General features: G+C 42.7%; 11 protein-coding genes. All 11 read left to right on the top strand.

Features of this window, described 5'->3' with window-relative positions:
* The first annotated feature begins 76 nt into the window (after positions 1 to 76).
* The 11 genes from IGI76_RS13525 to IGI76_RS13475 all read left to right on the top strand — a co-directional run bounded on the left by IGI76_RS13525 (position 77) and on the right by IGI76_RS13475 (position 12674).
* On the top strand, positions 77 to 1957 hold the full coding sequence (locus IGI76_RS13525; RefSeq protein ID WP_231434925.1) for a BglG family transcription antiterminator: 1881 nt from the start codon (positions 77 to 79) through the stop codon (positions 1955 to 1957).
* Positions 1958 to 1960: 3 nt separating this feature from the next.
* Positions 1961 to 2746 (top strand): tyrosine-protein phosphatase, encoded by a 786-nt coding sequence (locus IGI76_RS13520; protein WP_015510270.1) that lies wholly within the window; start codon positions 1961 to 1963, stop codon positions 2744 to 2746.
* A gap of 15 nt (positions 2747 to 2761) precedes the next feature.
* A complete protein-coding gene (locus tag IGI76_RS13515) occupies positions 2762 to 4027 on the top strand; it encodes a PTS sugar transporter subunit IIC (RefSeq protein ID WP_142968698.1) in 1266 nt (421 codons plus the stop codon).
* 28 nt (positions 4028 to 4055) lie between these two features.
* A complete protein-coding gene (locus IGI76_RS13510; RefSeq protein WP_010749922.1) occupies positions 4056 to 4355 on the top strand; it encodes a PTS sugar transporter subunit IIB in 300 nt (99 codons plus the stop codon).
* Position 4356: 1 nt separating this feature from the next.
* Positions 4357 to 4698, top strand: coding sequence for a PTS lactose/cellobiose transporter subunit IIA (locus IGI76_RS13505; RefSeq protein WP_010749921.1), 342 nt, complete (start codon positions 4357 to 4359; stop codon positions 4696 to 4698).
* Positions 4699 to 4854: 156 nt separating this feature from the next.
* A complete protein-coding gene (locus tag IGI76_RS13500) occupies positions 4855 to 6195 on the top strand; it encodes a hypothetical protein (protein WP_231434924.1) in 1341 nt (446 codons plus the stop codon).
* Between the two features lie 217 nt (positions 6196 to 6412).
* Positions 6413 to 7768 (top strand): guanine deaminase, encoded by a 1356-nt coding sequence (guaD, locus tag IGI76_RS13495; protein ID WP_438781619.1) that lies wholly within the window; start codon positions 6413 to 6415, stop codon positions 7766 to 7768.
* 49 nt (positions 7769 to 7817) lie between these two features.
* The gene (locus IGI76_RS13490; protein WP_231434931.1) at positions 7818 to 9101 is read left to right on the top strand and encodes a uracil-xanthine permease family protein; all 1284 of its coding nucleotides are present in this window, start codon (positions 7818 to 7820) and stop codon (positions 9099 to 9101) included.
* A 328-nt stretch (positions 9102 to 9429) separates the two neighbouring features.
* On the top strand, positions 9430 to 10044 hold the full coding sequence (locus tag IGI76_RS13485) for a LysM peptidoglycan-binding domain-containing protein (RefSeq protein WP_005228480.1): 615 nt from the start codon (positions 9430 to 9432) through the stop codon (positions 10042 to 10044).
* 289 nt (positions 10045 to 10333) lie between these two features.
* Positions 10334 to 10735 (top strand): MmcQ/YjbR family DNA-binding protein, encoded by a 402-nt coding sequence (locus tag IGI76_RS13480; protein ID WP_010749917.1) that lies wholly within the window; start codon positions 10334 to 10336, stop codon positions 10733 to 10735.
* Between the two features lie 229 nt (positions 10736 to 10964).
* Positions 10965 to 12674 (top strand): ABC transporter ATP-binding protein, encoded by a 1710-nt coding sequence (locus IGI76_RS13475; protein WP_060791424.1) that lies wholly within the window; start codon positions 10965 to 10967, stop codon positions 12672 to 12674.
* Positions 12675 to 12676 lie beyond the last annotated feature (2 nt).

Raw genomic sequence — 12676 nt, 5'->3', positions numbered from 1 at the left:
CCCTTAATGAAAGGGAAGATATACCTATGGAGGTTGCTTGAGTTTGACTCTAAACTAGTAAGCGAGGGAGAGAGAGATGGAAAAATTAAGCCTATTGTTGTTAAGAACACTTTCGAAGCATGACGGTTTTATGACGAGTAAAGCGGCTGCTGCCGAGTTGGGTGTTAGCAGGAAAACCGTTCGCCGTTATGCAGAAGAAATCAACCAGCATCAAGAACGATACGGTTGTATGATCCAAGCGAAAAAAGGGAGTGGGTTGTATTTACAAATAACGAACGAAGAAGCTTTTCAGCGAAGTAAAGAACAAGCGTCACACAATGACGACTTTGTTTCTAGAATTATTGAATTCTTTATTCAAGAAGAAACGTATATTAAGTCCGAAATGCTTTGCGAACGCTTATTCATTTCTCAGAGTAAGCTATCTCAAGAATTGAAAAAGCTGCGACGTATACTAAGCCATTACCAGCTCTCCATTCAAACGAAGCCGTATTACGGAATGAAACTTAGCGGCAGCGAATTTGACTTGAGACGGTTTATGGCTAGTAATTATTTGCAAAGAACCCATATCAAGCAGTTAGAAGAGGGCACAATCAGCGAAGATACACCGTCGCTTCTTCATCAGCAGATAAAAGCGATCGTTTCGTCGGAGTTTTCGCAAAAAGCCTACCCCATGTCGGAGGCTATTTTGAACAATCTGGTGAATCATTTAGCGATCGCTGTCTTACGCATGCAAAGCGGCCGCTACTTGGATCGAAATCTGCCAATCAGCGGCAGGACCAATGATGAACAGACGTTACTAGGAGAGCGAATCATAGCCAGAATTGAAAAAGAATGTGCTGTACACTTTACCGAATACGAGCGAAATTATGTTTTAGGGCAAATCGTTGGCAAACGAGTAGTCCCTAGAAATGAAAAGATGACTGTTTCAGATGAAGCAGCAGAATTGGTCAGCAAAATTTTAAAAGCGATCAAGGAAAGCCGCCAAATCGATTTCAGCAAAGACTTGGATCTGCAAACGATGTTGATGTTGCACTTTGCTCCGCTGATCGATCGGATCGAATTGGGGATCGAGCTGAAAAATCCTTTGTTGAATGAGGTGAAGGTACACTGTAATGTCGCTTATGATTTAGCCATCATTGCCGGTCAAGTCATTGCAAAGCAATTTGAAAAGACCATCAGTGATCATGAACTCAGCTATTTGGCGATGCACTTTGATGTGGCTTTAAATAAGAAAAATTCGCAAACACAGCGCAAGTATATTTTAGTGGTCAATGACCTAGGCCGAGCGGCCAATACCTTCCTTAAAGAGAAATTTGAGTTTTATTTTCGCAATTATATCAAGAAAGTCACGGTATGCAATCAATATGAATTTTTGCAAATGATCGAAGAGCAGGAGTTCGATTTCATCTTTTCTTCGATTCCCCTTCCTTACGAAGGAACGATTCCTGTTATGAATGTTGATTATTTTATGCAACCGGATATGATCAAAAAGATCGAAGCCGCATTGGCCGCTGTCTTCACAGAAGAAGTGCTTTTGAACTACTTTAAGGAATCATTATTCATCTGTGAACAAGAATTTGAAACAAAAGAAGCGGTATTGCATTTTTTATGCCAACAAATCAAAGAACAGTATTCAATGCCTGAGAATTTTGAAACATTAGTTTTTGAACGAGAAGCCTTTTTTGGAACCGATTTCTTACCGTCGGTCGCTTTCCCTCATCCCAATGCACTGATTGGTTCAGAAACGGTGATTGCTGTTGCAAACTTGAAAAAGCCAGTGTTCTGGTACAAACAGTCGGTTCGTCTCGTTTTCTTATTAGTGATAGCTGAACAAGATCACTTAAAAGTGAAACCGCTGAATGATCATTTGATCAAACAATGTTCTTCGTTGGATAAAGTTAACAAACTAGCTGCAACAACGGACTTTATGTCGTTCATTAATTATTTAAAGGAGTAGTATATGACAAATGAAAAAGTAACCTTAGAAGGTGCATATAATTTTCGCGATTTTGGCGGCTATCGGACCAAAGAGGGAAAATATGTGGTGACTGGAAAACTATACCGCTCAGACGAATTGAGCAAATTGACAGAAGCCGATCAGAAAAAATTAGCAGCTCTGGGAATCGAGAAAATTATTGACTACCGTAATGCCCAAGAAAGAGTAGACAATGAAGACAAACCCATTGGGAATGCTCAGGTGCTTTATTTGACACCGATTGCTGATATTGCTGCTTTAGCTTCTTCAGAAGAAGGGGAGCCAATGGCGCTTTCTGCAGAAGAAATCACCGCCGAAGTTGCAAAAGAATTGATGATTCGGCAAAATCATGAATTTGTTGAAAACAGTCAATGCAAGACCGTTTTTAAAGAAGTATTGGACATTCATTTGGAAGCTGAAGGTGCAGTGGTTCAGCACTGCCGTGGTGGCAAAGACCGCACCGGTTATGGGGTTGCCCTGATTCAGTTACTGTTGGGTGTCAGTTATGAAGAGGTCATGGAAGATTATCTGCTGACCAACGAGTACAAAAGAGAGAAAAATACCAAGAGTCTCAAGCAGATACAAGAAGAAACGAACAACCCCGATTTTGTGGCAGCAATGCGATACTTCAAAGAAGCTGATCGGTGCTTTTTACAAACCGCTTTGGATTTGATTGAGGCTCATGGGGGGATTGAAACGTATGTAAAAGAAGAACTGGGTTTTTCACAGCAGAAAATCCAGCTGCTTAAAGATAAATACTTGCGGGATTAAGTGAAGGAGGACCTTATGAATACACTGAAAGATAAAATACTAGCTGCAGCCATTCAAGTACAAAACAATATTTATATGAAAGCCATTGCCAATGCAATGATGGGCTTAATGCCCGTCATGATGATCAGTTCCATTGCTTCCTTGATCAATGCGATCGATATTGGGGCAACGCAACAGATAATGGAACAAATTGGTTTGAAAGCACTATTAACCCAAGTCAACGCGATGACGATCGATGTCGTTTCCGTTTATGTCGCCTTTCTAGTTGGATATAAATTAGCCGAACATTTAAATGCGGATCAACTAAATGCCGGTATCATGAGTTTGGTCTCATTTTTGATCTTGAGTCCGATTTCGACTTTAGAAGAAACTCGTACGATGGAGTTGTCGACCCTTGGCTCCGGTGGGATGTTTGTCGCCATGTTTGGTGGATTGTTGGGTGCCAGAATTTACATTTTATGTGTACAGAAGAATTTGATGATCAAAATGCCGGATTCGGTACCGCCGATCGTCAACAAATCCTTTGCAGCGATCGTGCCAGCAATTATTGTTTCAGCCATTATGGGCATCATCTACGTGGGCATGGCGGCAACCCCTTATGGCACGCTGACAGATATGATCTATACTTGGGTACAAGCTCCACTGACCTTGCTAGGAGCGAATATTCTTGCCTGCATGATCATTGTGGCTTTTATCGAATTTCTTTGGTTCTTTGGCATTCACGGAGTGTTGGCTGTTTATCCGATCTTGATGCTGGTCTTTTACCAACCAGGACTTGATAATCTGGCGGCGTACAGTGCCGGTCAAGCATTACCACATTTGTTTACGATTGGGTTTATTTTGAACAATCGCGGGGCTCGCTCATTTGCAGTCGCTTTACTGGCTATTTTTGGCTGCAAATCAGAGCAACTAAAAGCTGTTGGTAAAATTGGTTTGATCCCTTCCATGTTTGGTATTTCTGAGCCAATCAAATTTGGGATTCCTCAGGTGATGAATATCAGAATGCTGCTTCCCTTGATGTTAACACCGGCTGTTTCCGTGTTGTCAGCATATCTCTTAACAATTGTGGGCTTTTTGCCTTATCACAATGGAGTCAATATCCCAACTGGATTTCCGATTATTTTCGGTGGCTTCTTAGTGAATGGCTGGCAAGGAATCATTGCACAATTGATTCAATTTGTCTTATGTGTCCTCATCTATATCCCTTTTATGCGTCTGCAAGACAAAGCAGCACTAGCTGAAGAAAAGAATCTGCAAACCCAAGCGACAGTCGTTGAGTAACAAATAACGAGAAAATGGAGGAACAATGATGAAAAAAATAGTATTAGTTTGCGCTGGCGGCATGTCTACTGGTGTCTTAGTAAATAATATGAAAAAAGCAGCGCAAGAAAAAGGAGAAACGGTGGCGATCGATGCGTTCTCCATTGAATCAGTAACGACTGCAGCAAAAGATGCTGATTGCGTACTGTTAGGACCGCAAGTTTCATACCGATTAAATGAAGTTCAAGGTTTAGTTGCTTGTCCAGCAGCCAGTATCGACATGCGCACCTATGGCATGATGGATGGAAAAAAAGCATTGGAACAAGCACTTGAACTAATAGGAGAGTAGAATGGAAGAAAAAGAACAAATTTGTTTTCAGATTATTTCGCAAGCGGGTATGGCAAGAAGTTGCTTTTTTGAAAGTATTCAAAAAGGAAGAGAAGCCCAGAATCTGGCTGCACTGCAAGCAATCGAAAAAGGAAAAGAACATTATCATGAAGCCCATTTGGCACATCGGAAGTTAGTTCAACAAGAAGCCCAAGGGGAAAAAGTCTGGATGTCCTTACTATTAAGTCATGCGGAAGATCTTTTGATGAGCGCAGACATCATGAGTGAGCTTGCAAAAGAGTTTCAAGGGTTGTATGAAGAAATTCAGGCAATTAAGCAAACGATTCAGTCTACTGGCTCCTAACCGAAAATCGCAATAAGAAAAAGAAACGAAGTGTCAGTCCTTTGACAAAACACTTGGTTTCTTTTTGCTTAAATTTGGTACGCACGTTGACAGGATTGCTTGAAGGTGTAGGATAGAAGAAAGATGGAGCCTTAAATCAAACCAAGGAGTCGGACGATGAAAGCTTTCAAAACCCATACCGCACTTTTGATCATCAGCAATACGATCACGATCATTCCGTATCTTTATTTTTTATCTTTGAGCAAAGAGCAGTCGCTAAGTGCAGCATTAGCCTTTGCGCTGTTTTATACCTTTCGCATGACAGGGGTCTTTTTCTTACAGACGCTTACGGCGCTTTTCGCACCATCGCTGTTAGCAGCAAGTGTCTTGATCGGCGGTGCCGGCGCATTGGTGGGTATCTTGAGCACTTGGTGGAGCGTGGCACTCTTGCCAGCTGCTGGTTTGTTGGGGATCAGTGCTTCTTGGCTGCCGCCAGCTGATCTGATGGTACGCCAAAAAGCCAAGCTCACTGAACAGCCGCTGAAAAATGATTGGAAGGAGGCGCTGTTCTATCTTTTGGTTTTACTCTTTGCCTTACGGTTGCCTGATGACCTTCAAGGCATTGGTCTATTTGGCAGTTATTTTGCACTCTTTGTGCTGGCGGCTAAGAGTAGTCAAACCTTCAACAACCTCCCAAAAAGACCGTTGATGCAGCGCAACCAGTTATTCAACAAGCAGTTTTTGTTGTATTTCTTTTTCTTTCTCTTACTGTTTGGCTTGCGAGCAGCAAGGCTGATCAAGTCGAATGCCCTGTTTGAATGGGCGATCACTGGCTTCTTGTTTCTCTTTGCTTTGCTGCTGATCACTTTAACGAAACGCAGCCGCTGGTGGAAACAGCCACTTCATCTAAATGTGCTCACCTTCATTCGTGGGGTGATCGGAAACTTTCTTTTTCTTTTCGGCTCGGTGTATGTTACCGGTCGATTTGGAGCACAAGCGCTAAGCACGCACGTTTACTTACCATATGCACTGGGCCTTTTTGGTGCCATGTTTCTCGGAGGAAAACTCGCTCATCGTTTAGAAAAACAGCTGGTACCAACATATTTACTTGGGCTGATGGCAGGTGTTCTTCTGTTCAGCAGCGACACACTGATTCCAATAAGTTTATTCGTCATTAGCTTCTTTAATGCGGGATTGAATCAATGGCTCACGAAACAGTATTTGACGGCAAAACCCGAAGCAATCGAGCAGCAGAGTTTAGCCAAGTATGCCACACAAAGCAAAGGGAGTCTGGTACATCAATTTCTTTTGATGACACTCCTGTTTGTCATTCTTCGTTTTGAACATCAGCCGCTGGCTTTCTTGTTTCAGCTATCAGGAACGACGGCAACGAATCAGACCTCAAGGATCCAAAGCTTTTTAGAGCCAGCAAAATGGGGCTCGATTGCAGGAGTACTCTGTTTGCTAGTAGGTGGACTGGTGGTATTTTATCGGCAATTAAAGAAAACAAAAGTATAAGCGTCGTTAACTGACACTGTCTTATTTCTAGACGGTGTCTTTTTTTGAAATCGCATAAAAACCGAACGTTCAGCGTTTTATCTTCCTTTATGATAGTGAATTTTATTGCACTATTTTCGAATAGCGTTAAAATAAGAACATCGTGTTAGTGAAAAAGGAACATTAAATGAACGGCTTTTTCCTGACAATGTCTTAGAGAACGGGGGAAATCAAACAAATGGCAACCATTCGCTATTTTAAAGGAGATGTTTTCCATACGCCAACTGATGGAAAACTAGAATATATAGAAGATGCATTGATTCAAGTCGATGATGCAGGGATCATCACGAAAGTCACTGCCAAAACAGATCAAGGGTATGAGGCAGAGCTGGCAAAAGCATCAGAGAATCTTCAGGCTTTATCTGAAGGCCAGTGCTTTTTACCAGGGTTTGTCGATCTGCATGTCCATGCACCGCAATGGCCGCAAGCAGGGATCGCGTTAGATGAACCGTTAAATGTCTGGTTAGATGAATGCACGTTTCCGCTGGAGGCAAAATATGCCGATCCAGCATTTGCCAAAGCTGTCTATCAAGATTTGGTGGCACAGCTATTGGCAAGAGGAACGACAACGGTTCTTTATTTTGCAACGATCCATCTAGAAGCGAGTCTTCAATTGGCGAAGACTTGTGCCGCTCTTGGTCAACGGGGATTAGTCGGAAAAGTCGTCATGGACGATCCCCAAGCCAATCCTGCTTTTTATCGGGACGCGTCAACAGAAGAGGCATTAGCGGATACAGAACGTTTTATTCAAGAAGTACAAGCAATCGCAAAGACCGCACCACAAGGCGTTTATCCTGTGGTCACTCCGCGATTTGTCCCCAGCTGTACCGATGAAGGCTTGGCAGGGTTAGGCGCATTGGCTGAAAAATATGATGTTCATGTTCAGACCCACTGCAGTGAAGGGCAATGGGAACATGACTTTGTTCAAGAACGATTTGGTAAAACGGATACCGAAGTGCTGCAAGATTTTGGCTTGTTGCGTGAAAAAGCAGTGATGGCTCATGGCAATTTCATCAGCCCAGCTGACGGCGCCCGTTTTGTCGAAACCGGCGCCGCAGTTGCGCACTGTCCCATCTCAAATGCCTACTTTGCCAATGGCGTGATCCCAATCAAGCGCTTGAAAGAACAAGGGGTCACGATTGGTTTAGGAACGGATATCTCCGGCGGTTTTTCACCGAGTTTGTATGACAACATCAAACAAGCTGTGATGTCTTCGAGAATGTTAGAAGATGGCGTGGATGTCACGCTTCCTCAAAACACACGAGGAGTAGCTGATTCTCGTATATCCGTGATCGATGCGTTCTCATTGGCGACAATAGGCGGCGGTGAGGCACTGAGATTACCAGTAGGTGTCATCAAAGAAGGGTACGCGTTTGATGTGCAAGTGATCGATACGCGACAAAAAGAAAATCCTTTGCCTGACTTCGGTGTGTTTACTTCACCCGAAGCAAGATTACAAAAAATCCTGTACTTAGCAACGATGCAAAATATTCGCCAAGTCTGGGTCCAAGGAAAAAAAGTACACGAAAAATGAGGAGAATGAGACAGTGGAATCAACGAAAAACAAACATTTAACGATCGGAATGAATGAAGACATTCCCTTTGGTCAAGCAGTACTTTTAGGATTACAGCATGTGTTGGCAATGGACGTGTATGTGCCGCCATTTATTATCGCAACCGCGGTGGCGATGTCCTCTTCAGACGCATCAGGTTTGATCCAATCGACCTTTTTAGGAGCAGGGATCGCTTCTTTGATCCAAGTCCTCTTTTTCTTGAAATTACCCGTATGTCAAGGACCATCCTTTGTACCCGTTGGAGCGATCATCGGTATTTATTTTGGTGCCAACGGCATGGACACGGTGTTAGGTGCCAGCATTGTTGGTGCCGCAGCAGTCATTTTACTAGGTTTTACTGGCATCTATAAGTATATCGTTCGTCATTTTATTCCTACGATCGTCAGTGGAACGATCATCATGATCGTTGGTTTGACGCTGTTGCCAACGGCATTTACTAGCAATATCTATCCTGCCACTGAAACACTAAGTGCCAATCAAAACATGTTGCTAGCTGCGATTACTGCGGCGATTTTGATCTTGTTTTCCATGTTAGGCGATTATTTTCCAGGAATGGGAAAATACTTCCGAATCAGTTCGGTCATTATTGCTTTGGTTATCGGTACCGTGATTGCTTCCTTTATGGGAGGCGTTGATTTTCAGTCGGTGGCGGATGCTTCTTTCTTTAGTCTGCCAAAACTGGTATTTCTAAACTATGGCCTGCATTTTGATGTTTCAGCGATCTTAACGATGCTAGTGATCTATATGGTTCTCCTAGCAGAAACAACAGGAACTTGGTACGCGGTCAGTTCTGTGACAGAAGAACCTGTTACGGATGAACAGATCAATAAAGGCGTGATCGGTGAAGGGTTAGGCTGCTTGGTTGCCGCCTTAGTTGGAACGACCCCTGTAACTGGTTATTCTACCAATGCAGGGATCATTTCGATCACAGGGGTTGCTAGTAAAAAAGTCTTTGTGATGGCGTCCGTCTGGTTTATCATATTGTCCTTCATGGGAAAACTTTCAGCCTTGATTCACGCAGTACCTTCTGCTGTCATCGGCGGCGTGTTCGCGGTCGTCTGCGTCATTATTTTGTTGAGCGGCTTTCGGGTCATTAAGAATGAAGAGTTTTCCGAGCGGGAGTTGTATATTATCGGGGTACCGTTGATTATTGCCATCGGCTTGTTGTTTATGCCAGCAGAAATCAAAGAATCCGCGCCTCAATTCTTACAATATTTATTAGATTCACCGATTGCTTTAAGCGCTATTGCGGCGATCGTCATGAATAAATTGATCCCAGTGAAGAAAAAATAGAAAGTAAATGAGGAATGAGACCTTGTCTCGTTCCTTCTTTTGTTACAATCCTGTGTAAAAAGAGGGTTTTTTGTAATATAGGAAAGGTTTTCTAAGGTTAACTGGTTTACCTGAAAACAAAATAACTGTAATGTTAAAAATTACAGCAGAACAAAGCTTGATATGATAGGATTCTCAAATTCTTACGAAACGTAAGGCAACTGTCGTTTTCGTAATCATCTGTAATGAATTCTTTACCTATGAAATATTCTTCGATGTTAGACTTGTTTATGCGCTTGAGTCATCTCAAATGACGCAAAATGAGTTTCAAAGAAGGAGATTTAATTATATGAAGTCTTTAAAAACTGTTTTACTTAGTACAGCTGTCCTTGCCGGTTTCGGCCTTTTCTTAGGTGGGAAAGACGCCTTTGCAGACGAACAATACACTGTTCAATCTGGTGATACATTATCAACAATCGCTACTAACTTTTATGGTTATAGCTCTGATGATACGATCAATGCGATCGTTGAAGCAAACGAGATTGCTGATAAAAACTTGATTTTTGTTGGGGAAGCATTGATCATCCCTACAGATGGCACTGCAACTTATACAGAATCTGCAAGCACGACTGCTGCAGCAAGTGTACAACAACCAAGTGAACCAGCAGCTTCACAATCAAGCAACACACAATCTGCTGCAAGCACACAAAGCAGCTCAAGCTACAGCTCTTCAGCTAGCGGCTCAGAAGCTTCAGCAAAAGAATGGATCGCCAACAAAGAATCTGGTGGTTCTTACACAGCGACAAACGGACAATACTATGGCCGTTACCAATTAACCAACTCTTACTTAAATGGTGACTATTCAGCTGCTAACCAAGAAAAGGTTGCCGATGAATATGTTGCATCACGTTATGGTTCTTGGTCTGCTGCCAAAGCATTCTGGGAAGCAAATGGTTGGTACTAAGATTCTCAAATGAATCTTGTCCGTGACATCTAGTAATCAGTTGCCCTTATTGGCGAGTACAACTTACTCGCTGATGAGGGCTTTTTTGTGTCTTCTGAGAAAGGTGAATGAATGTAACGCCGCTTACAGCTGCATGTAACGTCATTATCAGTCGACATGCCACTGATAAAAAATCCCTTTTTCCACGACAACCATGTATAATAGTAGGAAATAGAGCAGAAAGCGATTCAATCTGTCAAAACTGAGACAGAAAATGGCGATTTTGATAGCAGAAAGTGGGGGAAACACAATGAGTACATCGATTGAAGAAAAAATTGCACAAAAAATGCAGCGATTTCAAGCATTTGGGGAAGGCTTGCCGGGAGCCAAAGTCTATTATCGCGAAGATTGGGATGCAATCTACTTTGATTTAGTAGGAAAGCAGTTTGGAATCATGAGTCCACAACCAGAAGAAACAGCGTTTTTGACTTTGAAAAATCTGCCCGAGGTCAACGAAACGCTGCGAGAGCAATTTCCTGACGTGATCATTCCAGGGTATTATGCCAATAAGACCCATTGGAATACCATCAAGTTGGCATCTGATGCCTTGATGGAAGAAAACATCGAACAAATGATTTTGGTTTCCTACGATTTAGTCAAACAAAAACTGACAAAAAAACAAAAAAGTGAGCTGGAAAACAGCGAATCGTAAGTCAAAGATTTAGCGACAAAAAATAATGAAACCAGTATCGAGGATCATCATAATCCCTTTACTATTCGTTATTTTCGACAACATTTATGCAATATTTTCAAAGAGCTTTCATGAAAGCTCTTTTTGTTTTATTTGTTCGCTTGTTTCCCGTCGTGATCCATGGTAAATTGTTGTGCAACCGAAATTTTTTGGCAGTCTTTTCTGCTAAACACAAAGGAGTGGTACGTATATGGATCTGGTCTTACGCCATGTCAAAAAGTACAAAGCGGCAACCGGCATTGCCTTATTATCGGTCATTTTAATGGTCGTTGCTGCATTATGGCAGCCGAAGCTCTTGCAGCAAGTGCTAGAATCAATTATTACCGAAAACAATGATGAAATGAAAAAAATTGGTGTGCAGCTGATTGGGCTAGCATTGCTAGGCCTTGTTGCAGGGATTATCAACACGATTTTTTCTGCGAAAGTGGCGCAAGGCGTTAGTGCCGATATTCGGGAAGAGATGTTTCGGAAAATCCAGACATTCTCATTTGGTAATATCGAAACCTTCTCGGCAGGAAACCTAGTGGTGCGCTTGACCAATGACATCACGCAAATTCAAAACTTAGTGATGATCTCGCTGCAATCGTTGTTTCGCATCCCGTTCTTATTTATCGGTGCCTTCATTTTAGCGATGACAACCATGCCGCAACTTTGGTGGATCATCGTCTTACTAATTATCGCTGTCCTAGTGATTACGGCACTCTCCTTTACACGGATGGGCAAACACTTTATGATCATCCAGAACTTGATCGACAAAATCAATGGGATTGCCAAAGAAAATTTGATGGGGATTCGTGTGGTGAAATCTTTTGTTCAAGAAGAAAACCAGCTACAAGGCTTTTCCAAAGTCAGTGAAACGTTAACGAAGCATAATATTATCGTAGGAACCTTGTTCTCTGTAATGATCCCCTCCTTTATGCTGGCAGCCAACTTAGCCGTCGTCGGCGCGATCTTCTTTGTCAGTGATCTAGCGAAAGATGACCCAACCTTGATTGGGGGAATTGCCTCATTCATGAATTATTTGATGCAAATTATGATGGCGATCATTATCGGCGGCATGATGATGATGATGACATCGCGGGCTGCAGTTTCGCTAAAACGGATCAAAGAGATTCTAGATACCGAACCGGATCTGCAATACCAAGATGTCCCAGAACAAGAGTTGTCTGGAAGTGTCGCTTTTGAAAACGTCAGCTTCCGTTACCCTGGGGATGAAAAAAATGCCCTAACGGCTATCAGTTTTACCATCAAACCTGGCGAAATGATTGGGATCGTAGGGGCGACTGGTGCCGGCAAATCAACGTTGGCGCAGCTGATTCCCCGTTTGTTTGACCCAACGGAAGGTGTCGTGCGAGTTGGCGGCGTTGACTTGAAAGAAGTCAATGAACAAAGCTTGCGTAAAACGGTCGCTTTTGTCTTGCAAAAAGCGATCCTCTTTTCAGGAACGATTGCCCAAAACTTGCGGCAAGGGAAAAAAGACGCCTCAGAATCTGAGATGTCTCGCGCAACGGAAATCGCCCAAGCCAGTGAATTTATTCAAAAATTGACCGCTGGGTTTGAAGCGCCGGTCTCCGAGCGCAGCAGCAATTTTTCTGGAGGGCAAAAGCAACGCTTATCGATTTCTCGAGGGGTGATCGGTGAACCGAAAATTTTGATTTTGGATGATAGTACGAGTGCATTAGATGCTCGTTCGGAAAAATTGGTTCGCGAAGCGTTTGAAAAACAATTAAAAGACACGACAACGATCATCATCGCGCAAAAGATTGCCTCTGTTGTGAAAGCCGACCGCATCTTCGTTTTAGATAATGGACGTCTGGTTGGTGAAGGAAGCCATGAATTTTTAGCCAATAACAATGCCATCTATCAAGAAATCTTCGCAACACAGAAAGGAGAGGAGTAACC

Origin of the sequence: Enterococcus sp. DIV2449a, from assembly GCF_051711225.1 — a bacterium.
GTDB classification, from domain to species: domain Bacteria; phylum Bacillota; class Bacilli; order Lactobacillales; family Enterococcaceae; genus Enterococcus_D; species Enterococcus_D casseliflavus.
The sequence above is the reverse complement of the archived record's forward strand: the minus strand, read 5'-3'. Positions and strand labels throughout refer to the sequence as shown.